The sequence below is a fragment of the Paenibacillus sp. Soil724D2 genome (assembly GCF_001427935.1).
Lineage (GTDB): Bacteria > Bacillota > Bacilli > Paenibacillales > NBRC-103111 > Paenibacillus_E.
The window spans coordinates 5852-32675 of sequence record NZ_LMRY01000038.1 but is presented as its reverse complement, the minus strand read 5'-3'; the positions used below and the strand labels follow the sequence as shown (position 1 = coordinate 32675).

Here is a 26824-nt window from a genome sequence, read left to right as displayed (position 1 = left end):
TGTATTCGTCCACGAAAATACATCATATTATTCCTTATATAGGAAATTATTCTAACAATATTTTCATGTTAGGTTTGATGCATTTGTAGTGTGTAAAACATCGTTACAGATTGCACGCGGCGCAGGTTCCAGCGCTGTTTTCATCTGCAACGATGAAAATCATCGTTCCAGCGCGCGATAGCCTCGGCTGAGACACTGTAACGATATAAAACATCGTTACAAGTCGCACGCAGTGCAGGAACCAGCACTCTTTACATCTGCAACGATGAAAATCATCGTTCCAGCGCGTGACAGCCACGGCTGAGACACTGCAACGATGAAAATCATCGTTCCAGCGCGTGACAGCCACGGCTGAGACACTGCAACGATGAAAATCATCGTTACAGGTTGCACCCAGCGCAGATATCAGGCCTTATATCACCTGTAATATAGGGGAACCTCTCGGTCACCCAAACCATATAAATTATCTTACTAAAAAAACTTTCCAAGCTTATGAGAGGCTAGGAAAGTTCAGTTGAACTGATTGACTAAAGCTGCAAGAGATCTTTATGTATTTTGATAACAATCTTCTTGTTCGTCGTCTCCTCCGTAATAGAGCAGTTCGGACGATGAATATCCGAAGGGAAGCAAACCGCAAACATGCCGGGCTTCAGAAGAATTCCCGTTTCTTGCTGTGAAGAGTCCGATTCATAAAAGGAGATATCATGCGAGTCGAACTTATTATCGACCACTTTGGCGTCTGGATGCAGCTTGTAAAAACAAAGCTTTTCCTCTCCGCTGACTAGAAACTGAATATCCGTGTATATCACATGGGATTCAGGTATTTGCTCCTCAGATGGTCGGGTCACGACCTCCTGCACATTGGCGAACATCAAATGGCCGTTATCACCCTCCAGGTCATATCTGCCCGCTTCCGCTTCACCTAAATTCCGATTCAAAATGTAATCAATACCCCGCCCAACCGCCGGGGGCCACAGATGGCGTTCTTTTTCAAAATGCTTCACGTCGCTAATAATCATTCGATACATGACTCCTTTTGGATAAACGGAATAAAAGCTACATTTACTATAGCCTATGAAAAGAAAAAAGACCCGTTTTTTTACAAAGCGAGTCTTGAAAATTATGAGATTAATCCGCAGGACGAGGGCCAGGATCCATACCTGTTTCAGATGCAGTCATTAACGGTTTAACCGTGAGCTCTGCATGTACATGAATTTGGCAGGATAAGCGGATATTGTCTTCTGTGATTCCTTTGGTCTCTCGGATCGCAGTCTCTATCTCATTCATGGGACCAGCATCCCCCTCAATGATTTCAACACGGCAGGTTGCACATCTGGCGTTACCCCCACAGCGGTGCAGAATGTCTACTCCTTGGTCCATGAGGGACAGAACGAGCTTTTTCCCTTCTTCAACCTCGAATGCACCTTTTCCTTCAACTTGAATCGTCGGCATCACAAACTCCTCCTTTTTAACCTTTGTTGCCTAATTGGTGTCATACCAAACACGAAGCTAAGCTAATCCGTTAAAAAATAACATGATATCGTGACAAATATGAAAAAAAGTTCACACCATTGACGGTTAATTATCCCCGAACAGTGTGAACGTTACTTGGCTGCTTTATAACTAAAGTTTAAAACTTTTCTTGCTTTGCGCCTTCCCAATCTGCCAAAAACTTCTCGATCCCCGCATCTGTCAGCGGGTGCTTGCTCATAGATTCAATAACTTTGTAAGGCACCGTAGCGATATGTGAGCCTGCAAGCGCAGCTTCAATCACGTGAGCGGAGTGACGAACGCTAGCAGAAATGATTTCGGATTTGATACCGTGTACTTGGAAAATTTGGCTGATTTCTTTAATTAGATTCATACCCACTTGGTTGATATCATCCAAACGTCCGATGAATGGAGACACGTAAGTTGCTCCTGCGCGTGCAGCAAGCAATGCTTGCGTCGAGCTGAAGATCAAGGTTACGTTCGTTGGGATGCCGAGTGATCTGAAAACGCTAGTCGCTTGAAGTCCATCCAATGTCATTGGAAGCTTAATCACAACATTTGGGCTTAACTTAGCAAGTTTCTTGCCCTGTTCAACCATTTCATCTGCTTTCAATGAAACGACTTCTGCACTAATCGGTACATCGCCGACGATGGAGATGATTTCTTTCACTGTTTCGAAGAAGTCTCTACCTTCTTTAGCAATCAGTGAAGGGTTGGTCGTTACTCCCGCTACAACACCTAACGCGTGAGCTTTGCGAATTTCGTCTACATTGGCTGTGTCGATAAACAATTTCATCCTGTATCCCTACCTTTTCTCCCTTTTTGTGGGCTCTTATTGGAAATACTTCTGTCTGATTTGTTGAACGATTGCATCTGCTGTAAAGCCGTATTCACGAATTACTCGATCTGCCTTCGCTGATGCACCAAATTTACGGATGCCAACAACGAAGCCATCGCCTCCCGTAATCTCTTCCCATCCAGCAGGATAGGCCATCTCAATGACAACATTTGCTTTTACTTGTGGTAAAAGGATGGCATTGCGCACGTCTTCAGGCTGCTGCTCGAACAATTCACGGCTTGGCATGGAAATAACACGAGCCCCAATACCATCTTGCGCCAACTGCTTCTTCACGTCAAGTGCTAAGCTCACTTCAGAGCCCGTTGCGATGAGTTGAATATCAGGGGTGGCTGATGCGTCAACATCAGATAATACATAAGCTCCTTGATGAATATGAGCATAAGCAAGATGATCCGTACCTGGAAGCACCGGCAAATTCTGACGCGAAAGCGCGAATACGAACGGGCCTTCCTTCGCCCCCAGGACATACTCCCAAGCCGCTGCGGTTTCATTAGCGTCCGCAGGACGGAACAGCGTCAGATCCGGAATCATCCGCAGGGATGGGATCTGTTCAATCGGCTGATGCGTCGGACCGTCTTCGCCGACAGCGATGCTGTCATGCGTGAACACGTACGCAACAGGGAGCTTCATGAGCGCGGACAAGCGTATCGCGCCGCGCAAGTAGTCGCTGAACACGAGGAATGTTCCGCCGAAAGCTCGCAATCCGCCGTGCAGCAGCATGCCGTTCAGTGCTGCGCCCATGGCGAACTCACGGACGCCGAACCAGAAGTTGCGGCCGCTGTAATCGGCGGCGCTGAATGCCGCGGCGTCGTTAATCATGGTGAAGTTGGAGCTCGCTAGGTCGGCGGAGCCGCCTACTAATTGAGGTACCCGCTTCGCCAAGCCGTTAAGCACTTTGCCCGAAGCTGTGCGCGTTGAGATAGCGCCGCTCTCTGGGGTAAAGCGCGGCACATCGGCGTTCCAGTCTGCTGGAAGGTCACCGCGGTTCGCGAGCTCGAATTGCTGAGCGAGCTCGGGGTGCGCAGCCTGGTAGCTGTTCCACAGCTGCTCCCAGCTGGTTTGGGCTTGAGCGCCCAGTTCCTTGTGCTGGGCGAAGTGCTTGTAAACCTCGGCCGGGACGTAGAAGTCCGGCTCGAGCGGCCAGCCCAGAGCCTGCTTCGTCAGCAGCAGCTCTTCTTTGCCGAGCGGCGAGCCATGCGTGCCGCCGTGGCCGCCTTTGCCGGCTTTGTTCGGACTGCCGAAGCCGATCGTTGTTTTGATCTCAATCAGGGTTGGACGACCCAAATCCGCCTTGCCTTCTTCGATCGCGGCGGAAATTGCCTCGACGTTGTTTTGCTCTTCCACACGTAAGTATTGCCAACCATAGGATTCAATACGCGTCCGGATATTTTCAGAGAACGACATGTTCAACTCACCGTCGAGCGAAATATCATTTGAATCGTACAGTACGATTAGCTTGCCCAATTTCAAATGACCTGCCAGTGAAGCAGCTTCGGAGGAAACACCTTCCATCAAATCGCCATCTCCGCAAATGGCATACGTGAAGTGATCAACGATTGGAAAGTTGGGTTTATTGTAGACAGATGCCTGATGAGCTTCGGCCATTGCCATACCAACAGCCATTGCAACCCCTTGGCCAAGTGGTCCCGTTGTCGCTTCAACACCTGCCGTATGACCATACTCCGGATGTCCGGGTGTGCGACTTCCCCATTGACGGAATTCCTTGATGTCGTCAAGGGTTACATCATAACCACTTAAGTGCAATAGGCTGTAAAGCAGCATCGAACCGTGGCCTGCGGATAGAACAAATCGATCACGATCAACCCATTTGGGATTCGTCGGATTGTGCTTTAAGTGCCGTGTCCAAAGTGCATACGCCATAGGCGCCGCTCCCATTGGCATGCCTGGATGACCCATAGCCGCTTTCTCGACTGCATCGATTGTAAGCGTTCTAATTGTATTGATGCTTAACTCTTCAATGCCAACAGTTGTCTGATTCAAAAGAGATTCGCCTCCATCAATTTGGTTGTATTACTTCCATCTAGTCTTTATTATAAGGATAGATGAAGCATTCAAATAATTGATAGTTTCGATACTCGTTATAGAAGGTGTCTATATGGTGAATTTTGAGCTTTATAAAGTATTTTATCTGACTGCCAAAACTGGCAGCTTATCTAAAGCAGCAAAAGAGCTGTACATTACCCAGCCCAGCGTCTCTCACTCGATCAAATTGTTGGAGGATACTCTTGGGCTGCAGCTGTTTGCAAGGACGTCCAAAGGCGTCGAGCTTACCAAGGAAGGCGCTGTGCTGTTTTCCTATATCGAACAGGCGTACAATTTCATTTCACTCGCGGAAGAGAAATTAAGTGAGCTGCGAAATTTCTCTAGCGGAGAAATAAAAATTGGCGGCAGTGACTCCTTGTGCAAACACTATCTGCTCCCTTTCTTGGAGTCATTTCACGTACAGTATCCGCATGTGCAGATTAACTTAGTCCACGGAACGACACCGGAAATTGTGAAGCATCTGAAAGAAGGCAAGATTGATATTGGTATTGTCAGGACGCCTATTCTAGATGATCAATTGCAGGTGCGAGAAGGCATTACTATTCAGGATTGCTTTGTGACTGGGCCAAAATACCGCGAGCTGTCAATGGGAAAAGTCTCCCTTGCTAAGCTGTTAACCTATCCGATCATCTTATTTTCGAGTAATAGCTCTTCACGGAAATTCGTCACCCGACTGTTCAGTGAAAACGGCTTACTGCTGGAACCGGAAATTGAGCTCGGCAGCGTGGATTTACTCATTGAATTCGCTAAGATTGGCTTTGGCGTTTCCTTCGTAACTAAAGAATTTGTCGCGAAGGAGCTAACAGACGGAAGCTTGTTTGAGGTGAATATTGACGCAACCATTCCGTCGACTAAGATCGGTATTATCACTTTGAAAAATATGCCGCTATCAACCGCAGCCTCTGCTTTCGTTGCAGAGCTGGAGAGCCCTGGGGATTGAGCCGAGGTTAAAATAACTTGAAGTCGGTACCTAAGAAACACCGCCCGAGAGCGCCATAAAGGCGCTCTCAGCTCTCTTTCCGGTTCCTAACATGCTCAAAACCTCCAAACCTACTGCTTTAAGCGCCTTTTCAGCGCTCTCAGCTCTAAAACAAGCCTCAACACCGCCTGAGAGCGCCATAAAGGCGCTCTCAGCCCGCTTTTCGGCTCCTAACATGCTCAAAACCTCCAAACCTACTGCTTTAAGCGCCTTTTCAGCGCTCTCAACTCTCTTTTTCACTCCTAACAAGCACAAAAACTCCAAACCTTCAACTTTAAGCGCCTTTCCGCGTTCTCAACACTAAAACAAACCACAACACCGCCCGAGAGCGCCATAAAGGCGCTCTCAGCTCGCTATCTCGCTCCTCAAAGGCACAAAAACTCCAAACCTTCAACCTTAGCGCCCTTTCGGGCTCCAGAACTTGATCGACCACCCTAAAACAGCAGGTAGATGGGTGCTCTACGTGCTGGGGTGGTGCTGCCAGCTCGGGTGCTGCGGGCTAGCTAGGGGCTGTAGGCTGGGAGCTGTGCGGGGCTGGAATGCTGGGGTGCTCTGGGTGCTGGGTGGTACTGCCAGCTCGGGTGCTGCGGGCTAGGAGCTGCGGGCTGGGGCCGCAGGCTGGCAAGGAAACCCCATCCGAATGCAAAAAAAGGAGCGCCCAGCCAAAACTGAGCGCTTCATTTTCACAAACGAACGATCGCCTTAATAACCTTCGACTCTGGCTTCAGCCAAGTCTCGAACTGCTCAATCATATCCTCGAATGAAGCGCCGTGCGAGATATAGCGCTCGATATCGATGAGGCCGTCCTGCATGGCGGCACGTACGGTGTCGAAATCCTCCATGGTCGCATTGCGGCTGCTCATTAAGGTCAGCTCCCGTTTATGAAAATCGGGATCATGGAAGGTGATATCGGCTTTAACAAGTCCGACATAGACGAGTTTGCCGCCATGTGCGACAAGTCCGAACGACTCAGTCATTGACCTAGCGTTCCCTGTCGCATCGAAGACGACTGTAGGAAATTCGCCGTTCGTAAGCGCGGCTAGCTGCTCCTTCGGCTGCTGCAAAGCATTAATCGTATGGTCGATGCCTGCCCAATCACGGCAAAAGGCCAATCGCTCATCGTTAATGTCCATCGCAATAACGTTTGCTCCGCGCTGCCTAGCAAGGATCATAACGCCGAGCCCGATTGGCCCCCCCCCAATCACGAGCACGTTCTCACCTGTACGAAGTTCGGATCTTCTCACTGCGTGAGCGCCAATACTGAGCGGCTCTAACATAGCTGCTTGGTCCAGCGTCAGCCCATCGGTCTTGATGAGATGGCTGACTGGCAAGGAAATCAGCTCTCTCATACCCCCGTCGATATGTACGCCAAGCACCTTCATATCTGTGCAGCAGTTTGTCTTGCCGTTACGGCAAGCAATACAAGTCCCGCAGTGCATATAAGGGACGATACTTACTTGATCACCGACTTGCAGTCCTGTGACACCCTCACCTATCTGTTCAATATAACCAGCCAATTCATGCCCGAGAACACGCGGATAGCTAAAAAACGGCTGATTCCCTTTATAAGCGTGCAAATCCGTTCCACAAATGCCAATCCTTTTGATGCGAACAATAGCTTCACCTGCACTTAGACTAGGCTCCTGTACTTCTACTAGCTTAAACTTCTCGATCTGTTCACATACGATTGCTCTCATAACTGGTTTCCCCCTGTCCGATTATACATAGGTCTTCTCGTTATATTCTGGTCTTCCACTAATCCAAGACTTATTATGAATGGGGCTCAAAATCTCCAGAACCTCATGAAGCAGCTCGACATCAATAGATTCATCCGTCCATTCGATATTCTTGCGTATATTTTCCGGGTTTGCTGTACTCACCAAAGTCGTAGGGATGCGTTCATTCGCCGTTGCAAACTGCACAGCCAGCTTGGCAATGTCAGTTCCCTTACTTGCACAGTGTTCAGCAGCCTGTTTACATAGTCGCTGAATTTCAACTGAGGCTGGATGCCATTCCGCTGCCGGTCTTGTGCTCAGAAGCCCCATCGACAATGGTGATGCATTCACCAAACCGACCCCATGCTGTTCCAGAAGCGGAACTATATCCAGTAAGGAAGTACCGTTCAAAGAATAGTGACAGTACGACAAGATGGAATCCAACTCTTTGTGAGCCAACGCCTTTTCAAAAATAGATAACGGTAAACCGGATACCCCAAAATAACGAATCTTGCCTGATTGTTTCAATTCATCCAGCGCAGGATAGGCGCCTTCAAGAATCTCGTTGAATGGGACAAATTCAATATCGTGTAAATATAAGATATCGATATAATCCGTCTGAAGCCGCTGTAAGCTCTCATCGACACTTTCCAGAATTCGCTGCTTCGAGAAATCGAAATCTTCGGATCCGTACCGCCCTGCCTTCGTCGTCAGGATGAAACGATCCCGCTCCAATTGGGTTATCGCCTTACCTAGTACTGTTTCTGCCTTGGTTAACCCATAAAATGGTGATACATCAATCAGATTAATGCCCATATCAATCGCTGTATGAACGGTGCGAATGCTTTCTGCTTCGTTCGTTTCTCGAAATACAGAGCCTAGTGAGGATGCACCAAAGCTCAGTACGGAGACGTCAAGCCCGGTTTTGCCTAATTTACGATATTTCATAATTTATAAAACTCCTTTGCATTTAATCCGAATAAGCGTGCTTTATCTGCTTCCGACCAATTTCCTGGCAAAGCTTGAGTAAGCACATCAACAACGTCTTCGTACTCGGCTGCTAGCAAACAAACCGGCCAATCACTGCCGAATAAAACACGATCCGTTCCGAATACATCTAGCACATGCTGGATATACGCAGTCAAATCCTCATGTTTCCACTCCGTATGATTGGCTTCTGTCACCATACCTGATAGCTTACAATATATATTTGGATGCTTCGCAATAGCCGCCATTTGGCTTTTCCAAGGTTCAATAACACCATCCGCAATTCGCGGCTTAGCCATATGATCAATAACTGCGCGTAAACCCGGAACCAGATTCAAAAGTTGAACCACCGGCTCCAATTGATGAGATACGACAAGCAGATCAACGGGTACGTCTTTTTCAGCAAAATAACGTAACGCTTCTACAAAATGAGGCTCAAGTATTACACTCGCAACCGACATTTCTTGAATCATGACCCTAAAGCCTACATATTTGGGATGCTGGCTAAACCTTTTATAATGGATATGGAAGTCAGGATCATTCAGATTGAGCCAACCTACTACACCGGCAATTGTATCTGATTCCTCACTTAGGGATAATAGATAATCTGTTTCTTCTAATGTCGGCGCCGCTTGAACAACAATGGTTTGATCCAAGTTGTGCTGGTGCAGGTGAGGCAATAAGTCGTCCGGCAGAAAATCACGATACAATACCGACAGCTCCGGTGTAAGCCACCCATAGTCCCCCCGATCCAACTTCCAATAATGCTGGTGCGCATCGATCCGCATAGAGAATCTCCTCTTCATTGTCCATATTTGGTACCGCTTTCTTCTATTGTATCACCAAATAATTCATATGAAATAATGATATCTAGCATCTTTATACGGTTTTTTGATATCATGGAATTACGAGTTATCTTGAAGGAGGAATCTTATGCATCCCGTACGTAAAGTGTTCGATGCGAATGATGCCTTCCCATTTTCATTTGCCTATAAAAATACAAAGAGCTCGCAAAGCGAGCTTCCTGATCATTTCCACGACTGGTATGAAATTGTGTATGTGTATCGAGGAAAAGGAACCTTCTTTATCGATCATACTTTTTATGAAATGAAGCAAGGCGATCTCTTCCTCATCCCTGGCAATACGATTCACCGGGCAACGCCGGATAGAGAGATGCCTGTAACGTCCACAGCGATTTATTTCAGCCCTAGCATCGTACAGGCTCCTCACTTGGGTGACTCTTTCACTTATTTGCATTGCTTCGAGCAAGCCGCAGAACACCGCAATTACAAGTTTGAAACGCTACTCCCGCAGCGTCAACACCTAGATGTGTGGTTGGAATCTATTCAATATGAATGCAACCATCCCAATTTGGGTCACCGTCAAGCTATCTTGCTGCAGCTCCTTCAACTCCTGCTCTTTTTGAATCGTGATTTGGGAACTGGCACGAACACAGGGGATTCCATTGCTCCCCCAATGTGGATGAGGGAAATCTTGCTCTATATCGATCAGCATTTCTGTGAGGACATCGGCCTTAAGACGCTTTCGAAGCAAGCTTCCGTCACACCTGCCCATTTCAGCCGGGTATTTAAGCAGTTAATCGGGATGAATATTACCGCCTATATTATGACCAAAAGAATTATCCGAGCGAAGCAGCTGCTTAGCGAAAACGATCTCAACATTAGCATCATCGCAGAAATGTGCGGCTTTGAGAGCTTACCTCATTTTCATGCCATGTTCAAAAGAGTACTGGGAATGACTCCCGCGGCAGCTAGAAAGTCGGCTAGATAGCTATGCGGAAACAATTAAAAAAACAACCTCCATAGATATCTATAGAAGTTGTTTCAGTCTAAGCCGAAGCCTATTAATTTTAGAGTCGCCAGTAAGCTTTTTCACTTAATCGGGTGAAGAATCCTCGTACTTCCTTATAAATAATACTTTGTGAGATAAAGGTATGAACCTCGATCCGCTTCAAGAACGTCAGCAATCGAAAGCCGCTCCAGCTATAAGCAGCAAGCCCTGCCATAAAGTAGCTAAACCCATAATAATCGAAGCCCAGAGGCAGCAGTGCGAAAGTTAGTATCACATTGAAGGTGAAATAGATTCCCCCGGTAATGACTGCCCCTTTACGATCTTCGAAATACAGCATGATTAAGATATTAATGAGCATGATGGAATTCATCAGTGCTCCTAGCGCACACATCTTAAAAATGTCGATTACGATTTCTTGTAAGCCAAGCCTTTCTAAGAGCAAATCACTGATTAAAATGATAAATAACGTCAAAATGCCTTGCAGTTTCGTCAGACGATACAATTCACGCCAGAGTACCTCGACCATTCGCTTCTTCGCCTTGGTGATCATCTCCAGCGTTCCGCCATGGGTCACATAGCCGTAAAACGTTTTGTATTTATCATAAAATTGCGTCTCCACGGAAACGATGAACAGAACGAGTGACGGAATGATCGTCAGATTTGCTAGAAAGACTGGGGTATCATAGATAGGGCTATACATAAACGTCTCTTCAATCCGGACTCCCGATGGTCCTAACCAAATGATGATGTTATGCATCCAGACGCCCATGTTATACAGAAATCCGATCCAAAGGAGTGAAGGATATTTATCAACATAATGTAAAAAACCATATGGATTAGACGCTTCTTTAGCCGGAAACGAGCGCAGCAGCACAAATACCAGCATGCTCATGGTAAGTAGAATACCACAGCTAAAACCAATTAAAATGTTGGTTGCCTGCTCATGTTGCTCGAAAGCAATCGGGTACCTCAGCATAACATTAACACCGATAATCGAGACCAGTCCACCCGCCAAAAACGAATATGAAATAATCTTATAATCCTTAGCCGCGGTTAAAAAGACCATGGCCAGCCAAATTTGTCCAATCATAAAAAACAATAAAACGCTCGTCACTTTATAAACCATGGATAATGGGGACGACCAATAAAAAAACACAGCAACAATTAGCGAAATACCGAGTATGATCCTGCTTATACCCACATAAGTCGGTGTGACGACCTCTAGACGATTTTGAAAGAAATGATCGGCCAAATACCTTGTAACACTTAGCTGCCAGCCTCCGGAAAGTATTTGGGAGAAAATGAAACAATACGATACCGTAACAATAAACAATTGACGCTGAGCATCATCTACATGACCGAATTGAACAAGAATAAAGTTAATCAAAGCAATGCTGCCGACAGATAGCATCCATGGACCAGCAGCAATGAAAGAAGCGTAGGCATAAGCCCTAACTCTAAGTGTAAGATAGTCATCGCGGAACAACTTCTGTAGGGTAAATCCGATTCCCGCCATTAGGTAACCACCTCATCATATAACTGCCGATAAGCATCAATAAAATGATCAATCTGATAATAGGCTTCCACACGATTACGCCCAACTTGTCCCATATAGGCTCGCTCATCCGGGAGTGAATACATTTTCACCATAGCCTCAGACATGGCTTTTGGATTAACAGGAGGAACGACATAGCCGGCTATTCCGACATCGTGCTCATCCTTCCCCTCCAGCAGCTCGCGGCAGCTGCCTACCTCCGTACAGATCCATGGTATTCCTGCGGCCATTCCTTCCAGAACGGCGAGGGGCTGACCTTCACTAATCGAGCTCAGAATGAGCGCATCAATCTTGGGTAAATATTCGTCAATGGTTACCTTTCCCATAAAAGTAACAATCTCCTCCAAATGGAGATTGCGGGTTAAGGCAACGCATTCTTGATAGTAATCAGGATCTTCATCCGTAGGCCCCATAATCCAAAGACGCATGTCAGGGATGTCGTGACTGGCAAGCCGAACAGCATAGAGCATCGTCTTAATATCCTTAATGGGTACGAGACGCACTAAAGCGCCGAAGACGATCCCTCCACCGGAGGTACCTGGATGTCTTGGAAGCACTGACAATCTGTGATAATCAATGCCATTGGGGATAATCATTGCTTTCTCAGCCTGAAGTCCGAGCTCAAGCTGAATTTGATGCGTACCTTTATATAGAGAAATGGTTCGGTCAGCCGTGTGATAAGCGCCTTGAGACATATGGTAGAAATAGGCGATCCATCTTTTTTTGAAGGGAGGATCTACCCACACTGATTTCAAAATCTCTTCTTCCCTTTCACGTGCGTAAACGCCATGCTCCGTAAGCAGGAATGGCTTCTTATGCTTCAATCGCAGATAGGTCGCGATCAAGCCAGCATATCCGGTTGAAACAGCATGATATACATCGGCTATCGGATAGGATTGCTGCAGCAAATAAATGGCGGGGAGGTACATGGATCTCCACGTCCAGAAATAGCTATTAAACGAATGATTCGGCATTTCTTGCTCATAGGATGCAACCAGGAAATCCCAAAATATTTCACTTTTCATAAAGGAAATCGGATTTCCCAGCCTTATAGAATCAGCAATGCAAGGAATAGATTGCTCGGAATTTTTTTGAAAAGCAAACCACTCCAAACAGGATGCAGCCTCTTTCTTGGTTAATCGGGGAGGCTTACCCTCCTCTAGACTCAGGTAATCCATCATGAAAACGTCATGAATGCCTGAAATATTGGGCGGAAGCTTGTACTTATAGCTTGAGGCCTCTTTACGAGATGAAGAAATCGCGATGATTTCAAATTCATGCTCTGGCATGGCCGAGACCAACATCTGAATCCAATTCGCTACCCCGCCTGACACGTAAGGGTAACTTCCTTCCACTATCAATGCGATTTTCATGGCTTCATTTCCTTCAATTGTAGGGTCACAGTAGGTTGATGAGCCTCCAAATGCCACAGTCCATCCGTATGTTCCATACGTGTCAGTACGCCGGCTTCCTTGGAAATCTCTGGTGTTCGGTTTTTTGGCACACGGACGGTGTAATGCATGGGGACTAATTCATCCTTGGTCGTAATTGTAATTACGTCTTTACTGTAATGAACGTCGACCTTTCCGGCCGAGTAGATACTTAGCTTATTCACCGCGTCCCTAACCGTTAAAGGTTGAAGATACGCATAGCTTTTATTGAGTGATGCCATCCATGCTTCGAATTGCTCACTCAAGAACTTCCAGCCTTTTCCTGAGGAACGTTTGATATCGAGCGCATCGTCCGGATGTACAAAGTGATTCACCAAACCAAAATTAGCAATAACATCATTGACGTAAAACTTCGTACTGTCATCCAGCCAGTAACCGGATGAAATACGGGGGAAATTCGTGAATTGCGGAAATTCACTGTCCACCCCAAATTCCTGCTCCAGAAAGCCCTCTTCTTCCCCCGCATAATAAAGGGAAGCAATGATATCAATGGAGGGCACTGCTTCAGCGATCGCTGCCTTCCCCGTCTTGTTCAGCACATTGGACGGAGGCACATATGTCTTCAACTCATGCCCGGGAAACAAGGTGTTCGCGAGCTCTACCATACGCTGAAGACTTTCGACCATGGATGCTTTATCTGACCAAGGAACATAGCCGAGATTACTGTTAATTGGCTCCTCTGGAGTGACCAGAGATTGATGATTATAGCCATGCAGACCAATCTCTCCACCTAGACCCAGCAGCTTACTGCCAAAATACGGCATGATCTTCGGATAGTTCCCGAGAAGTGTTGGGAGAGGCGAACTCGTCTGATTCTGATAATTCCCAATCATGAGGCCCGTATACTTCCACCCATAGAGCTTAGCGAAACGTGCCATATCCGCCCACCAAATCCGTTCATAAAATGCAGGTGTGCTCAGTCCGTACTCCTGACGAATCAGCGGATTAACAACAAGCGGAACGGGGGACGGGAAATCGTCAATATTCAGACTTCGTACTGCCACTTGTGAAGTTACCAGGCTGTCTAGAGCCAGACCAATGGATTGAACCATAAGCCCTCGACCTACCTTCTGGATACTGCTGGTTGAGTTCCAGAACACGACGCTTCCCTGCCCATAGTTGTTTTTCCAGAGCATAGGCGTTCCTTCGGCTGATAAATAAATGTTAATCTGCGGCTTAAGCTTAATATCCAACATACTGTTTGAAAATAGCGCATTGCTTGCCGGAAGATTAGGATAGCCGGGAAATACAGTTTGGTTGACTTCTATGCCATGTATCGTTCTTTCAATGAATCCGTTATTACTTTCTATCCCCAGCATGTCATTCCATTCTGGAGCATAGAAACGCGTATAGGCAAGAAGCCGACCGCCTTCATTCAAATAGGACTGAATAACAGTCTGATCCAGTTCGCTTATATCTTCGCCAGTGAGTAGAATGACAGTCCACGGGCTTGGTTTAATTGTCCTCAATTCGTCGGCGGTTATAGAATCCGCCTGCAATTTGGCAAGCCCCAGTGCTGTCTGTAGGTTGACTTTGACCTTATTGCCTTCTGAATCTTTTGGATTTGTATACATATACAGACTGAGTTTATCACCTGTTACGGAGGATTGTGCCGAGCTGTTCACTGGAAACTGCGCCTCTTGGTATATATTTCTTGCTGAAGATAAAGGAAACAAGTCGACGGTGCGTATGGTTTGCAGCCCGACACCGAGCAGCAGCACACTAACGATAACGCATGTAAAGATGATCAGCTTGCGGGACACCTTGTTCCTTCAGCTCCTTCCAAAATTGGATCGCAGGCAGATGCTCGTCTGGAACCTCAACGCTGCTGTCCAACCATTGCTGTGCCAATAGACTAAGTTCGTTTAGTTTTCCTTCTGCATACATTTTTTCTGCTTGAGTTAAATAAATCATATAACGATAATCTCCTACATGGGAAAGCTGCCCAGCAAGGCGGATGGCCGTCTGGTAATCCTTTTCCATTCGTGCCAGATTGCATAGCTCTGCGATAAATCGGGGCTCATCAGGAAATTGAATAAGTCCCCGTCCTATCCATTGTTTGAACGTCTGTCTAACTTCCATAGCGAGTTCTTCGGTCAATAATTGGCTCCCCAAGTATAGTCGGTAGGTTTCTAATAATTCTTTCCATGTCTCCCAGCTTTTTTCGTCCTGCTGCAGAAGTAAGGTCCATTTCTTGATATTTCGTATATATTGCTCATTTAAATAGTTCAAACTAGTCGCTGCATAATGAACCACTTCGGGATCCTCATTGCGCAGGGCTTCGTTAAACAACTGCACTTTATTATTACCTTCATATTGGAGGAGAGAAAATAAAGCCTCCTTCTTGCCCACAGGTTCGCCTGACATTAGGATTTCCCGGAATGGCAACCGGTTCGATTCCGCTTCCACATTAATATTATAGCTTTCCATCGATTGCGGAGAATAATAGACGTAGTTCTCATATTCTTCGTAAAAGTCGTGCCGAAAGCGAAAAAGCAACAATCCTATAAAGACAAATGATCCTATCAGAAATCCAACGCCAGGAAAGAAAAGGATGATGGTTTGCACCCACCCGGCACTTAGCCGATCTTCGACTCTGAAGGAGATCATATGGAGCAGCCTATTATAAATGAGCACAAGGACGAGATGAAGCAGCAAGCTTGTCCAATGAAAAGAAAGCCCAATGATCTGCAGTCCATCTAACACTGCAAATAGTAGACTGACTGCCACCGCAATCCATGCGTGAGGAGAAACATCAAAATGCCGGACATTCCGAGAGACTCTCATTCCAAAGCCCCCCTATTGAAACGATCCCTTATCCTGTCTTCAATACGTGATGCCAGCTCTGGTGACGTGGCGGGAAGCAAAAACAACAGCTCTCCGCGGAATGAATCGTAGGCCATCGCATCTTCATCACGCAGCATCTGCTGTGTCAAGCCATTGATTTCTATCAGCGCGTCTGTCTCTTCCATTTCGCTAAATTCGATTGGAATCTGCAGCAATAGGAATTTTTGGGCAAAATCGGTTGCGCGTATCGTTTCTTCATTCAATTTGGCGTAGAAATAATCCGGCTTCATTACGCGGGTATTGGGGAAATAACGCTGCTCATTCAACTTCTGTTCCTTCTGGAACGCTTTCACGCAGCTCTCACCCATCCAAGTGAGAATAAGTCGGAACAGATCCATCGTATGCTTGTTCAAGGCAACAAAATCAAGCCCGTTCAAACCTATAATGCCTATAATTTGCTTGTTCTCATCCAAAAGAGGTCCTGCGAGCATGGGAATAGCTGCCGATTCTCCCTCCTGTCGTATTTGAACCGTTTTCTCCTTACATACTAGGGCATACAAAGATGGTTGATCTAGGAATACGGTGGACGGATAATGTGCTTCTGCACCATAATAGACTTTCAACCTCAGCACATCACCGCCTGGACTCATTCGATAGATGACAATGGAACCCGCTTGAATTAAATCTTTGCATAAGCGCACAGCATCCGTGAAAATAATTTCCGAATCTTCGGAATCTAATGCCTTGGCAATTTTATAGAGGGTATACATGCTTTCTTGAGCACCGACTACCTTCGTTTCCAAAGCTTTTTTAACAAAGAGAAGATCATGATAGCTGGTATCCATTTTCGCTAGCTGCTGTTTATTGTCCTCAAATTCATCCGCCAGAATGGCATATCGAAAACGTAAATCGGAGGAAACGTGACCTACAAATAAAGCGATCCCCCAATAACACACAAACCATTTTGCCTGAACCCATTGATCAAATAACCCATATAAATCACCGTTAATCTGGAGATACGTTAGAATATGCAGCAAGCTGGCTCCTACCGCCGAGGCTGCACCTATACGTGTTCCATAGCGGAGCGAAAAGTAAAGAATAACAAATATAAATGGATTGGGTGACCAATTCAACCAATCCATGTTGTACACCATATGGATAATAAATAAAACGGCCAGTAAAATAGCCAGTTCACACCAGGCTAACCAGCTTCGGTTTTGTCGAAAAATCAATCACGTTTCCTCCAAACTTTAACTATCCAACGGTCTGATAATAATGGGGTTGTTTTTCTTCTTATAAAACTGTTTCAATTGCTCATAGATTTCATCTATTTGAAAAGGCTTAATAATATACTCATCGGCTCCAGACATCATAGACTTCGATAATTCGCCGATGGAATGCTTGGCACTCATCAGAAAAATAGGTGTTTTTGCAAAGGATTTGTCTGATCGAAGCTCTCGGCATAGTTCAAATCCCGTTAAATTCGGCATCAGAACATCCGACAGTACAGCGTCTGGTTTCAATTCCTTTATCGCTTTTAATGCAGCAACAGGGTCATTGAAGGCAGATACTTGAAGACCTCTCACTTCGAATATATCCTGTAAAATGTGCAGTAGGACAATATCGTCGTCCACGATGGCTAGGTGATTCATGCTGTCAACTCCTTACAATTATCTAGCTGCATAAGTCATAAATCCACGTATGTTAAAGGATAAGTTTGAATGTTGTTAGGTTATATTTTATCATATAATGAAGCTAATCCAAATTTCAGGAAGGTCCGTGAAAAGCGATGAAGACATCTCGGGTAACAACAACTGCCATTATCGTCTCCATGGTCTTTTTCTCTTTCCCATTTAAGAAGCAAGTCCAAGCATCTAAACCTTTTCAAAACGTGAAAGACTACTCCCTCTACTATGGTGCACCTACTGAACAAGCAATCATTCACTTAAAGTCCAAAGATCTTATCATTATTGAACCTCAATTATTCTCAAAATTGCAGATACAAGACATTCAATCCAATGGCACTATGGTTATAGGTTATATAAGCGTTATGGAAACCCCTGTCTGGAATCAGCTGCGTATGAAAGAACTAATGTCTTCGGACTATTTATTGAAACAGGGTGAGCGTGTCCATTTCAAGCAATGGGATTCGTATTTGATGGATTTGCGGCAATCACACTACCGTCAGCTGTTGTTGTCAGAAATCAAAACTTCGATCTCAGACAAAGGCTTGGATGGTTTGTTCCTGGATACCGTTGGGGATATCGATGACTGGATTCAAGATCCAGCTACTCAAAGCCAAACAAGAGAAGCTTACCGTTCTTTCCTACAAGACGTTAGTGACCAATATCCCGGACTTTCCATTATTCAGAATCGCGGCTTTGATACACTCGACTATGCGCTGCCTTATATTGATGGTTTGTTATGGGAGGACTGGAGGGCGAATTGGAAAGAGGATGCCTGGATGAAAAAAAGAGTGGACAGACTGCGAAAGGAACAAAAAAAGGGCTTAACCGTATTTTCCATCCATCTAAATAAAGAGGGCTCCCCTGGTAGAGAAGCCCGTAAACTAAAATTTTTACATATAGACGTACCTAATGGTTATACGGAAATAGTCAACTAGTTATAACTGATTTTGCTCTTTGTAATAGTCAAACGTCTCCTGCAAGCCACTTCTTAATGTATATACCGGACCCCAATCCAAACCGGCAAGCGCAGCGCGATTATCCAATCGACTGTGAACGATATCTCCAGCTCGTGAAGGTGCGTAGGAAGGATTGAAGCTCATCCCGCTGATGTCGCACATTTCCTTAAGAAGATCGTTAACACTCGTCTGCTCGTTCCAACTGACATTGTATATCCCTCGACTGCCCTTACTCAGTGCAGCCATATTTGCGCGAATGATATCTTTCACATAAATAAAATCTCTTGTTTGCTCCCCATCACCAAAAATCAATGGTTGTTTGCCCGCTAAAAGTTTATCTACGAAAATGGAGACTACGCCTCCCTCACCTTTTGGATCCTGTCTAATCCCATATACATTCGCATAACGCAAAATCGTATAATCCAGCTCGTAAAGAGAAGAAAAGCTCTCTATATAGTGTTCCGGTGTATGTTTAGAAATACCATAGAAGGATAGAGGCTTTATCGGATGCTTCTCATCAACGCCCAAATAGTGCGGGGTTCCATACACAGCTGCAGATGAAGCGTAAATCAGCTTACGGACACCATGCTCCCTGCATTGTTCCAAGACGGCAAGGGTACCGAGAATGTTTATTTTAGCGTCTAGTAAAGGATTACTGAGCGAAGTTTGAACATCGATTTGTGCAGCATGATGAATCACGACTTCTGGGCGTGCAGCGGTGAAAGCCTCTGCTAATTCATTATCTAACAAATCTCCATGATGGAAGACAGCAAGGGGATTCAAATTTTCCTTACGACCTGTAGATAAGTTATCAAAAATATGTACGTGATGCCCCGAAATGATCAATTGATCGACAATATGTGAAGCGATAAATCCGGCTCCCCCGGTTACTAAAATATTCATAAGCGCACACCCCCATCATGATAACGTAAATGAGCTACAAAGTAGATCACTCGACTTGAGTTTTATTATATTATAGATCTCCTCCGTGTAGTTAGAATGAAAAAATAACAAATAAAAAGAGCCATTATTTCGAACTAGATGAAATAGCTCCAGATAATGTCTCTATTTTGGTTTGGCTTAGATTTAATTCTTCACGACTCTATCATATAAAAAATCGGCAATATGGACGGCCTCCATGCGGTCTTTTTGCCCGTGCTTTTCAATGCCCAGCTTCATTTGCAGCAAGCAACCGGGGTTGCTTGTAACCAGATACTGAGCGGCAGTAGCGTTCACATTTTCCATTTTATGTTCAAGAATTTGGTTCGCCATTACGGGCTGTGTGACATTATAAATGCCGGCTGAGCCACAGCAGGAGCCTGCATCTTTCATTTCGATATAGGCAACGTTGCCTACCTCTTTCAGAAGCTGTCTGGAAGGATTGCTGCCTTTCATGACATTGCGCAGATGACAAGAGTCCTGATACGTAACGCGAGTGGAAGCTCCACCGTCAACTGTCTCTGCGAACTGGAGTGGACGTCCTTGCTCAACAAGAATCGTACTGATGTCCTTCACTCGCGCAGCGAACCAAGTCGAGGCTTCTTTCCATTCCGGCTCCTCATGAAGCAAATGATCATACTCTACTAGAATGGCGCCACAGCCCCCCGCATTGGACACGATATAATCTACACCGGCTTCTTGGAAAGCGCGAATGTTATTCTTGGCCAAAGCTTTCGCTTGATCACTCTCACCGCTGTGTGCATGTAGGGCCCCGCAGCAATTCTGAGTCTCTGGAATGACTACGTCAAATCCCGCTTCAGAAAGCAGTTTTACCGTTTTGATATTCGTTTCGGTAAATAAAACATCCATTAAACAGCCGCGGAACATGCCAACCGTAGCCATCTTTTCCCCTTTTGCCGGAATGTAGGTACCCAATTGCTCTACGACCCCTTTGCTGGAAGCGTCAGGGAGTATGGTTTCCATATCGGATAAGTGCTTGGAAAATACCTTTACAGCGCCTGTTTTCCTAACAATGGTTTGCAAACCTGATTTTTTATAGAAATGAAGGCCTGATCCCAACAAACTCATTCTTTTTTGATGAGGGAATAGCTCCTTGAACACCAGCTTGCGTACACCGCTTACCCACCATCTGTGCTGCTTCGTATGCGTCTCAATCGCATCACGGGCCTGCTCAATTAACTGTCCATATTTCACATCTGCCGGACAGGCTGGTTCACAGGCGCGGCATCCCAGGCAATGGTTCATTTGATCTTCGAAGCTGATACCAGGCTCCATAATACCATCCACAGCCGCTTTCATAAGTGAAATTCGTCCGCGAGGGGATTCAGCTTCCACGCCGGTCTCCTTGAATGTCGGGCAAGCTGGCAGACAAAAACCGCAGCGCATACAATTGGTTAACTGCTCGTAATCCAGCTTCTGTACTAGTGTTTCTTGAAGAGTTGCTGCTGGGAGCTTAGCCACGATCAATCACCACCCTGCGTCTGGACTCTTTGGCAAACATTTTACCTGGGTTTAAAAGATGGTGAGGATCAAAGACTTCCTTAATCCCTTTCATCATGGCGATTCCGGCACTTCCTACCTTCCATTCCAAGAAAGGCGCTTTGACTAAACCAACGCCATGCTCGCCGGTAATCGTTCCCCCCATCCCGATAGCCGCTTCGAATATTTCTTCGAAGGCTAGTTCGACACGATGTATTTCTTCGTGATCCCTGGCATCTGTCGTCGCGGTTGGATGGAGGTTGCCATCTCCTGCATGTCCAAAGGTACAAATTTGCACGCGGTGCTTTTCGGCTATGCGATTAATCTCTAGGACCATATCAGCAATCTTAGAGCGTGGAACCGTCGCATCCTCTAATATCGTTGTTGGGCGTAGACGAGCGAGTGCGGTAAAGGCGCTTCTCCTAGCCGTTAACAGCTTTAGTGCTTCCTCTTGATTGCTCGCAATGCTAACTTCATCCGCCAGCTCCTCGCGGCAAATTTCCGAGATCCGTTCGATGTCCCGCTCAACGGTTTCCATATCTCCATCCTGCTCGATTAACAAAATAGCTGCCATATCGAGCGGAAGTCCCAATTTGGCGAAATCGTCTACAACACGAATCGTTGGATTATCCATGAATTCTAAGGTAGCCGGAATGATGCGATTCTCAATGATTTTGGATACCGTACGGGCTGCTCCATATAAATCTTTGTACATGGCGAGCATCGTTTTCTTATATTTGGGAGGCGGTATTAGCTTAAGCGTGGCTTCGGTAATGACTGCTAATGTACCCTCCGAGCCAATGAGCAGCTTCGTTAAATCATAGCCGGCCACGTCCTTCATCAGCTTCCCGCCAGTACGCATAATTTCGCCTGAGGCTAGGACACATTCTAATCCGATCACATAATCTTTGGTAGTGCCGTATTTTAAGCCGCGAAGACCTCCTGAGCATTCTGCTATATTTCCGCCTATCGTCGAGATGGACATACTGCTTGGATCTGGTGGATAGAATAAGCCAAGATTTTCAATATGCTCTATGAATTGCTTCGTAATGATACCCGGCTGAACAGTTGCCGTTAAATTTTGCAAATCAATGTCAAGTATCGCATTCATGCGATGCATGACCATCACGATGCCTCCTTGAACGGGGACCGTACCGCCGCAAAGATTCGTGCCTGAACCTCTGCTGACCAATGGAATGCGATGCTCATTTAACACCTTCATAATTGCTGATACTTGCGCCGTATCTTTGGGATAGATCACACCTTCAGGCAGCGCTTGGAGCATAGGTGTTCCATCGTAGGAATGCGTAACAAGAGATTCCATATCATCTTTGAAAAATGCTTCGCCTACAATATCCTGCAGTTTTTGTCTTACGCGGCTTTCAAGCATAAATACCTCCCATGGTACTACTCATTTATTTCAAATTGATCATGTGATCAGATGACTTTTTTTCTATTTTAACTTATGATTGAATAGATGTATAGATACTTCATGGGGGAATTATATGACATTTCAGCAGATTCGACCGCAAAAGGGCTCGGAAATCGTCCTTCAGCAAATTAAATTGCAAATCGAGACGGGTACTTATGCACCAGGTTCGAAACTTCCAACTGTTGTTGAACTTGCAGCTAGCTTTCAGGTTGGCCGTTCTACGATTAGAGAAGCGCTTAGCGGATTAAAGGCAATGGGGTGGGTAGATATTCGACATGGCGGAGGTACCTTCGTTACGAACCCTTTGCCAATAGATAGCAGCAGCCTCTTCGATCACGGCCAAACGCTGCAGGAAGTGCAGGAGGTGCGAAGATTCATAGAGGCGGGTTGTGCTTCGTTAGCTGCAAGTCGCCGTACGGAAGAAAATTTGACGTCACTCAGGCAGATCCTCCGTACAATGGAAGCTTCGCTAGAAAACGAAGAAGAAAGCGAGCAAGCCGACATTTGCTTGCACCTAGAAATCGCCAAAGCCTCCCACAATACCCTCATGATCGGGATGATGGAGTCATTGACGGAGCGGCTGCAGCAAAGTATGAAGGCTTCTCGCCGTCTATGGTTTTTTGCTGAACGTGCTTCCGCTGAGAAGCTCCTTCAGGAACATCGCGACATCGTCGATGCTATCGAGATGAAAGATGAGCAGCTTGCATCGGAAAAAATGTCGCAGCATATTCATAAAGTGGACCAAGTAATTCAAAAGCTTGCCAAAATCTCAACGGATGCCTTTTGAGAAACTTCACTGCTTATTCTTCTATAACTGGTATCCGCTCGATTCGGGGATCGGTGAAGATGTCATACTCATCCCGGCTAGTACTGGAAAACTCAGAAACAACCGCGCCTTGATCCCCTGCTTGAAACCAGTGTTTAGTACCAGGTTCGATCGTATATTGTTCGCCTGGATGCAATTCAATCTCGTTAAATACGGTATAGTAAGTTTCACTACCAGCAGGAATTATTGCTTTGAGGCTGGAAGGAGCCTCTCCCTCTACATAGAGCAAGACGCTCCCTGATCGGCAGCGAAAAGTCTCCATTTTACCAGGATCACTGCCGATTGGCGGATGTAAATGCTCTGGGCATGTTTGACCTGGGAACAGAACCAATTCTTTGGCACAATAACGTTCTGTGTTCACATAGGTAATTAATTCAAGCCCTTGAACTTCTAGTTGATTGAGCCCAAAGTCAGCCACTTCAATGTTCCTGATTTCGTTGTCTGTCAGCATAATACCGCTGAGCTTCAGTACTTCTGCTGTGCGCTCTTGAGCCCTCGTGATCTCACTTCTTCTCATCTCTTCTCACCCTCCTAAAAGTACCATCGGAAATGCATCTCATAACATAACTCAAAAGAATCTAAGGCAGAACCTAAGGCAGGGCTAACTTGCCCATGATTGTGGGCCGCTCTGCTCCAGTAGCAGATGGCAGATTATTAGGTACGCCATGAATCCAATCGTTGCCTAGCAAAGCAAAGAGGACAGCTTCTTTGGCATCACCCGATAAGCCAAGTTCATCCGATGTAAGAATGGATTGCTCCGGAAGCAGCTCTCGGAGCATTCTGAGCAGCGTCTGATTATGCGCCCCGCCGCCGCTAACAATCACTTCGGTAATACTATACTCTGGTAAAACGAATTCGTTGTAAGCACGGGCGATAGAATGCGCGGTAAATGAAGTCGCTGTCGCAACGATGTCTTCAGGAGGTAATCCTCGCTCAAGAGCAGTAGCCAAATAAGAAGAGGCATAATCTTTACCAAAGAGCTCACGCCCCGTAGTTTTAGGCGGGGGGAGCTTAAAGTAAGGATGTGCTAGCATACTATTTAGCAGCTCTACTTCCACACAGCCGGTAGCAGCCCATGTGCCATTCGCATCATAAATCAATCGGCCTTGTGAAAGCTCAAAGACAACTTGGTCCATAATCATATTGCCTGGTCCCGTATCAAAAGCTATAAGGTCATGAGCATCGGTCGATGTTGAAGCCGGAATGGCGGTGCAATTGCCAATCCCGCCGATATTTTGGAGAATACGCCCCTTTTCCTCGTGGCGGAACATAATAAAGTCCCCGTATGGAGCTAGCGGTGCACCTTGACCTCCAACCGCCATATCCGCTGTACGGAAATCGCCAACAACAGGTCTTCCCGTCCGCTTAGCTAGGACGGATAAATCGCCGATTTGCAGGGTTGATTTCGGCAGATATGGATTGGCTTCATCCGCTACAGGGATGTGCCATACCGTCTGACCATGAGAACTAATAAGATCAATATGCTCCAAGGGGATATTAGCCGCTGCCGCCGTACGTAGCACCGCATCAGCAAAGCGTTCCGCTATCGCGAAGTTCATCCCGCATAGCAAAGACACATCGGAGTGTTCGATTGAACATAATTCTTTGAGCTTTTCCCGTAATTCATCTTCATAGGCAAAGCTCTCAAAATGGAGCACCTCAACCTTTGCGTGGGCGCCACAGCCGTCAATCCGAACAAGTGCGACATCAATACCATCGAGGGAAGTACCTGACATGATTCCTGCAACCGTCAGAGACGTTTGATTCAATAAGGATCGCAGTATCATAGACCACCCTCCCATTTCCAACCTGCTGGAAAGTCTAGACCAAGCGATACCGGCAGCCGGCCTTGCGGAGTAAGCTGACCTAACAAGCACTTGGCCGCACTTTGCAGGGCAAGTGGCCGGCTTTCATAAACCGCGACGAAGGTTGAAATCTCCGGCAGCTCCAGCAAATCGTACGGCACTCGCAGTGCGACGACCACAAGCGGCTTGCCGAGCGCCTGCAGGGCACGCACCAGCTCGACCTGTGCGGGATGGAATCGGGCGTTGTACGTCCCGATGACGATCTGCTCCGCCTGCTGCGCCTCGGCGAGCAGCCCAGCGCTGCTCGCTGCCACCTCCGGCAGCGGCAGCACGCGGTCGAGCACGTCTAAGCCGTGCTCGGCCAGCGCAGCCCCCAGGCTCGCGGGGCCCGCGTAGGTTTCGTCGACACCCGACGAAACAGCTGCGGCCACAGTGATCGCGAGCGTCTTCACCCGCTTCAGCGGGAGCAGCTTCTGCTTGTCTTTGACGAGCGTGATGCTCGCCTCGCTGAGGCGTTGGGCGACCGCGCGGTGCGCCGCGGTCCCGACCTCATCCGCGGCCGCCGCACTTGGCCGCGCATCAAACAAGCCGCGCCGCTCCTTGAGCGCGAGCAAACGGGCGACCGAAGCGTCAATACGCGCTTCGGTAATCCGCCCTTCGCGCACCGCGCGCTCCAGCGCGGTGATGGCCGCGAGCTGGCGGTCACGGCTATGGCTGATCAGCACGAGATCAGCCCCTGCCTCGACCGCCATGACAGCCGCCGGCGCGGTGCCGTAGTGCTCTGAGATTGCATTCATTTCCATGCAATCGGTCATGATAACTCCTTCAAAGCCGAGCTCCTCACGTAACAGTCCAGTAAGTACCGACTTCGAAAGAGTGACTGGCAGCTTTGCCGATTCTAAAGCGGGAAAATAAATGTGCGCTGACATAATAGCATCCACGCCGTTCTTGATCGATTCAACGAAAGGTACCAATTCAACCGCACGAATGCGCGCTTCAGCATGCTCGATCGTTGGTAAATCCAGATGCGAATCCACGTTCGTATCACCATGACCCGGGAAATGCTTGGCCGTTGCAACGACCCCAGCATCCTGGTAACCTTGCATCGACTGACGTCCAAACTCAGCGACAAGCTCGGGAGACTCCCCGAATGATCGAACGCCGATAACGGGGTTATCCGGATTATTATTCACATCCAAAACAGGTGCGAAGTTCATATTAACGCCCAGTGTTCGCAATTCCTGCCCTGAAATAAAGGAAGACTCATAGGCAGATTTTGAACCGTCAATTGCTTCAAGAGCTCCCGCAGCTAGTGCCATCTGCCCTGGCATTAGCGCCACGCCTTCCGTCAAGCGAGCCACCATGCCGCCCTCTTGATCAATGGATATCCATAGCGGCAGATTCTGAGATCGTCTTGCAACTTGTTGGAGCTGCTCGGACAGCCGAGCAACTTGCTGTGTATCCTGTACATTACGAGCGAAGTAAATGACCCCGCCTATGTGGTTTTGTTCAATAAAATTCTCCAGATCTTCGGTCATATCGGTGCCTTCAAATCCACAGAGGATCATCTGACCGATTTTTTGCCGAAGCGTCAATTCATTAAGATCTCTCTGGCTCCTGCTCATGCTGCTTTTACTCATTTCTTTTTCTAACTCCCCTCGTAAAGCCAAAATGATTCCCGCAGCTCCAAGCTGTCATGTAAGTGTTTACAAAGTGAACCGAATACCTATTATTATAGGAATAACAAAATAATATTTCAATATAAATATAAAATATGAAATTTTATTTTACATCCTTCGTCGATTTGTATAGGTTGATGCAGCTCAACTTACATATATGTTTAAACATTTGCTTACTAATCCGTATAATGTTGTATTTTCGAGTCAATTTCATAATAAAGTCCGATTTTTCCAAGTATGGATTCGGGAGAAATGCAGTTGAATAAGAGCCTTTAGAGACTGCTATTTCTTCATTTCCA

General features: G+C 46.5%; 25 protein-coding genes. 4 read left to right on the top strand and 21 right to left on the bottom strand.

The features are described 5' to 3' along the window. Window positions 1-527 precede the first annotated feature (527 nt). The 4 genes from ASG85_RS26295 to tkt form a co-directional block, all read right to left on the bottom strand. Window positions 528-1019 carry a YhcH/YjgK/YiaL family protein gene (locus ASG85_RS26295; protein WP_057304594.1) on the bottom strand — a complete coding sequence of 164 codons (492 nt, stop codon included), beginning with the start codon at window positions 1017-1019 and terminating at the stop codon, window positions 528-530. Between the two features lie 109 nt (window positions 1020-1128). Continuing rightward, a complete protein-coding gene (locus tag ASG85_RS26290) occupies window positions 1129-1452 on the bottom strand; it encodes a 2Fe-2S iron-sulfur cluster-binding protein (RefSeq protein ID WP_060648196.1) in 324 nt (107 codons plus the stop codon). A gap of 178 nt (window positions 1453-1630) precedes the next feature. Next, window positions 1631-2287, bottom strand: a complete 657-nt coding sequence (fsa, locus tag ASG85_RS26285) for a fructose-6-phosphate aldolase (RefSeq protein ID WP_047682483.1) — start codon at window positions 2285-2287, stop codon at window positions 1631-1633. A 36-nt stretch (window positions 2288-2323) separates the two neighbouring features. Continuing rightward, entirely contained in the window at window positions 2324-4351 is a 2028-nt protein-coding gene (tkt, locus tag ASG85_RS26280; protein ID WP_060648195.1) for a transketolase, read from the bottom strand. A gap of 115 nt (window positions 4352-4466) precedes the next feature. Between tkt and ASG85_RS26275 the strand changes: the two genes are divergently transcribed. After that, the gene (locus tag ASG85_RS26275; protein ID WP_057304591.1) at window positions 4467-5354 is read left to right on the top strand and encodes a LysR family transcriptional regulator; all 888 of its coding nucleotides are present in this window, start codon (window positions 4467-4469) and stop codon (window positions 5352-5354) included. A gap of 30 nt (window positions 5355-5384) precedes the next feature. On the opposite strand, the gene ASG85_RS26270 is transcribed toward ASG85_RS26275, so the two are convergent. The 4 genes from ASG85_RS26270 to ASG85_RS26255 form a co-directional block, all read right to left on the bottom strand. Then, window positions 5385-5570, bottom strand: coding sequence for a hypothetical protein (locus tag ASG85_RS26270; RefSeq protein WP_162257289.1), 186 nt, complete (start codon window positions 5568-5570; stop codon window positions 5385-5387). Window positions 5571-6076: 506 nt separating this feature from the next. Beyond that, window positions 6077-7090: a zinc-binding alcohol dehydrogenase family protein gene (locus tag ASG85_RS26265; protein ID WP_060648193.1), complete on the bottom strand. Its 1014-nt coding sequence runs from the start codon at window positions 7088-7090 to the stop codon at window positions 6077-6079. Between the two features lie 21 nt (window positions 7091-7111). Continuing rightward, window positions 7112-8056: an aldo/keto reductase gene (locus tag ASG85_RS26260; protein WP_060648192.1), complete on the bottom strand. Its 945-nt coding sequence runs from the start codon at window positions 8054-8056 to the stop codon at window positions 7112-7114. Continuing rightward, on the bottom strand, window positions 8053-8883 hold the full coding sequence (locus ASG85_RS26255; protein ID WP_060648191.1) for an amidohydrolase family protein: 831 nt from the start codon (window positions 8881-8883) through the stop codon (window positions 8053-8055). Before ASG85_RS26255 ends, ASG85_RS26260 begins: the two co-directional genes overlap by 4 nt. Before the next feature lie 145 nt (window positions 8884-9028). Here ASG85_RS26255 and ASG85_RS26250 point away from each other — a divergent pair, with 145 nt between their 5' ends. Continuing rightward, window positions 9029-9886: an AraC family transcriptional regulator gene (locus ASG85_RS26250; protein WP_060648190.1), complete on the top strand. Its 858-nt coding sequence runs from the start codon at window positions 9029-9031 to the stop codon at window positions 9884-9886. A gap of 79 nt (window positions 9887-9965) precedes the next feature. Here ASG85_RS26250 and pelG read toward each other — a convergent pair whose 3' ends face one another. From pelG to ASG85_RS26220, 6 genes are read right to left on the bottom strand one after another with little or no spacing between them, the layout of a single operon-like run. Then, the gene (gene pelG, locus ASG85_RS26245; protein ID WP_060648189.1) at window positions 9966-11423 is read right to left on the bottom strand and encodes an exopolysaccharide Pel transporter PelG; all 1458 of its coding nucleotides are present in this window, start codon (window positions 11421-11423) and stop codon (window positions 9966-9968) included. Then, window positions 11423-12835, bottom strand: a complete 1413-nt coding sequence (gene pelF, locus ASG85_RS26240) for a GT4 family glycosyltransferase PelF (protein WP_060648188.1) — start codon at window positions 12833-12835, stop codon at window positions 11423-11425. The genes pelG and pelF overlap by 1 nt, the downstream gene beginning before the upstream one ends. Then, on the bottom strand, window positions 12832-14676 hold the full coding sequence (locus ASG85_RS26235) for a DUF2194 domain-containing protein (protein WP_060648187.1): 1845 nt from the start codon (window positions 14674-14676) through the stop codon (window positions 12832-12834). The genes pelF and ASG85_RS26235 overlap by 4 nt, the downstream gene beginning before the upstream one ends. Further along, complete coding sequence (locus tag ASG85_RS26230; protein WP_060648186.1) at window positions 14636-15700, bottom strand: tetratricopeptide repeat protein; 1065 nt, start codon at window positions 15698-15700, stop codon at window positions 14636-14638. The genes ASG85_RS26235 and ASG85_RS26230 overlap by 41 nt, the downstream gene beginning before the upstream one ends. Beyond that, on the bottom strand, window positions 15697-16932 hold the full coding sequence (locus ASG85_RS26225; protein ID WP_060648185.1) for a hypothetical protein: 1236 nt from the start codon (window positions 16930-16932) through the stop codon (window positions 15697-15699). Before ASG85_RS26225 ends, ASG85_RS26230 begins: the two co-directional genes overlap by 4 nt. Window positions 16933-16950: 18 nt before the next feature. Beyond that, window positions 16951-17352, bottom strand: a complete 402-nt coding sequence (locus tag ASG85_RS26220; RefSeq protein ID WP_057304580.1) for a response regulator — start codon at window positions 17350-17352, stop codon at window positions 16951-16953. A gap of 137 nt (window positions 17353-17489) precedes the next feature. On the opposite strand from ASG85_RS26220, the gene ASG85_RS26215 reads away from it, so the two are divergent. Continuing rightward, a complete protein-coding gene (locus ASG85_RS26215) occupies window positions 17490-18323 on the top strand; it encodes an endo alpha-1,4 polygalactosaminidase (RefSeq protein WP_060648184.1) in 834 nt (277 codons plus the stop codon). On the opposite strand, the gene ASG85_RS26210 is transcribed toward ASG85_RS26215, so the two are convergent. The 3 genes from ASG85_RS26210 to ASG85_RS26200 form a co-directional block, all read right to left on the bottom strand. After that, window positions 18324-19247 (bottom strand): NAD-dependent epimerase/dehydratase family protein, encoded by a 924-nt coding sequence (locus tag ASG85_RS26210; protein WP_060648183.1) that lies wholly within the window; start codon window positions 19245-19247, stop codon window positions 18324-18326. It abuts the gene before it with no gap. Window positions 19248-19430: 183 nt separating this feature from the next. Continuing rightward, window positions 19431-20765, bottom strand: a complete 1335-nt coding sequence (locus tag ASG85_RS26205; protein WP_414858794.1) for a (Fe-S)-binding protein — start codon at window positions 20763-20765, stop codon at window positions 19431-19433. Next, entirely contained in the window at window positions 20758-22173 is a 1416-nt protein-coding gene (locus ASG85_RS26200) for an FAD-linked oxidase C-terminal domain-containing protein (RefSeq protein ID WP_057304577.1), read from the bottom strand. The genes ASG85_RS26205 and ASG85_RS26200 overlap by 8 nt, the downstream gene beginning before the upstream one ends. Window positions 22174-22288: 115 nt before the next feature. Between ASG85_RS26200 and ASG85_RS26195 the strand changes: the two genes are divergently transcribed. Next, window positions 22289-23002: a FadR/GntR family transcriptional regulator gene (locus tag ASG85_RS26195; RefSeq protein WP_060648181.1), complete on the top strand. Its 714-nt coding sequence runs from the start codon at window positions 22289-22291 to the stop codon at window positions 23000-23002. A 13-nt stretch (window positions 23003-23015) separates the two neighbouring features. Here the strand turns inward: ASG85_RS26195 and ASG85_RS26190 are convergent, their stop codons facing one another. From ASG85_RS26190 to ASG85_RS39410, 4 genes are all read right to left on the bottom strand, one after another. Next, window positions 23016-23558, bottom strand: a complete 543-nt coding sequence (locus tag ASG85_RS26190; protein ID WP_057304575.1) for a D-lyxose/D-mannose family sugar isomerase — start codon at window positions 23556-23558, stop codon at window positions 23016-23018. Between the two features lie 73 nt (window positions 23559-23631). Further along, window positions 23632-24828: an anhydro-N-acetylmuramic acid kinase gene (locus tag ASG85_RS26185; RefSeq protein ID WP_060648180.1), complete on the bottom strand. Its 1197-nt coding sequence runs from the start codon at window positions 24826-24828 to the stop codon at window positions 23632-23634. Continuing rightward, the gene (gene nagZ / locus ASG85_RS26180) at window positions 24825-26486 is read right to left on the bottom strand and encodes a beta-N-acetylhexosaminidase (RefSeq protein ID WP_235550224.1); all 1662 of its coding nucleotides are present in this window, start codon (window positions 26484-26486) and stop codon (window positions 24825-24827) included. Before nagZ ends, ASG85_RS26185 begins: the two co-directional genes overlap by 4 nt. A gap of 142 nt (window positions 26487-26628) precedes the next feature. Further along, the coding region (locus tag ASG85_RS39410) for a hypothetical protein (protein WP_235550223.1) at window positions 26629-26824 on the bottom strand (196 nt) is incomplete at its 5' end.

What these genes read in the sequence shown, in the direction of transcription:
- ASG85_RS26295 (WP_057304594.1), bottom strand. Translation starts at nt 1,019, where the DNA reads ATGATTATTAGCGACGTGAAGCATTTTGAAAAAGAACGCCATCTGTGG.
- ASG85_RS26290 (WP_060648196.1), bottom strand. Translation starts at nt 1,452, where the DNA reads ATGCCGACGATTCAAGTTGAAGGAAAAGGTGCATTCGAGGTTGAAGAA.
- fsa (WP_047682483.1), bottom strand. Translation starts at nt 2,287, where the DNA reads ATGAAATTGTTTATCGACACAGCCAATGTAGACGAAATTCGCAAAGCT.
- ASG85_RS26275 (WP_057304591.1), top strand. Translation starts at nt 4,467, where the DNA reads ATGGTGAATTTTGAGCTTTATAAAGTATTTTATCTGACTGCCAAAACT.
- ASG85_RS26270 (WP_162257289.1), bottom strand. Translation starts at nt 5,570, where the DNA reads ATGTTAGGAGCCGAAAAGCGGGCTGAGAGCGCCTTTATGGCGCTCTCA.
- ASG85_RS26265 (WP_060648193.1), bottom strand. Translation starts at nt 7,090, where the DNA reads ATGAGAGCAATCGTATGTGAACAGATCGAGAAGTTTAAGCTAGTAGAA.
- ASG85_RS26260 (WP_060648192.1), bottom strand. Translation starts at nt 8,056, where the DNA reads ATGAAATATCGTAAATTAGGCAAAACCGGGCTTGACGTCTCCGTACTG.
- ASG85_RS26255 (WP_060648191.1), bottom strand. Translation starts at nt 8,883, where the DNA reads ATGCGGATCGATGCGCACCAGCATTATTGGAAGTTGGATCGGGGGGAC.
- ASG85_RS26250 (WP_060648190.1), top strand. Translation starts at nt 9,029, where the DNA reads ATGCATCCCGTACGTAAAGTGTTCGATGCGAATGATGCCTTCCCATTT.
- pelG (WP_060648189.1), bottom strand. Translation starts at nt 11,423, where the DNA reads ATGGCGGGAATCGGATTTACCCTACAGAAGTTGTTCCGCGATGACTAT.
- pelF (WP_060648188.1), bottom strand. Translation starts at nt 12,835, where the DNA reads ATGAAAATCGCATTGATAGTGGAAGGAAGTTACCCTTACGTGTCAGGC.
- ASG85_RS26230 (WP_060648186.1), bottom strand. Translation starts at nt 15,700, where the DNA reads ATGAGAGTCTCTCGGAATGTCCGGCATTTTGATGTTTCTCCTCACGCA.
- ASG85_RS26220 (WP_057304580.1), bottom strand. Translation starts at nt 17,352, where the DNA reads ATGAATCACCTAGCCATCGTGGACGACGATATTGTCCTACTGCACATT.
- ASG85_RS26215 (WP_060648184.1), top strand. Translation starts at nt 17,490, where the DNA reads ATGAAGACATCTCGGGTAACAACAACTGCCATTATCGTCTCCATGGTC.
- ASG85_RS26210 (WP_060648183.1), bottom strand. Translation starts at nt 19,247, where the DNA reads ATGAATATTTTAGTAACCGGGGGAGCCGGATTTATCGCTTCACATATT.
- ASG85_RS26200 (WP_057304577.1), bottom strand. Translation starts at nt 22,173, where the DNA reads ATGCTTGAAAGCCGCGTAAGACAAAAACTGCAGGATATTGTAGGCGAA.
- ASG85_RS26195 (WP_060648181.1), top strand. Translation starts at nt 22,289, where the DNA reads ATGACATTTCAGCAGATTCGACCGCAAAAGGGCTCGGAAATCGTCCTT.
- ASG85_RS26190 (WP_057304575.1), bottom strand. Translation starts at nt 23,558, where the DNA reads ATGAGAAGAAGTGAGATCACGAGGGCTCAAGAGCGCACAGCAGAAGTA.
- ASG85_RS26185 (WP_060648180.1), bottom strand. Translation starts at nt 24,828, where the DNA reads ATGATACTGCGATCCTTATTGAATCAAACGTCTCTGACGGTTGCAGGA.
- nagZ (WP_235550224.1), bottom strand. Translation starts at nt 26,486, where the DNA reads ATGAGTAAAAGCAGCATGAGCAGGAGCCAGAGAGATCTTAATGAATTG.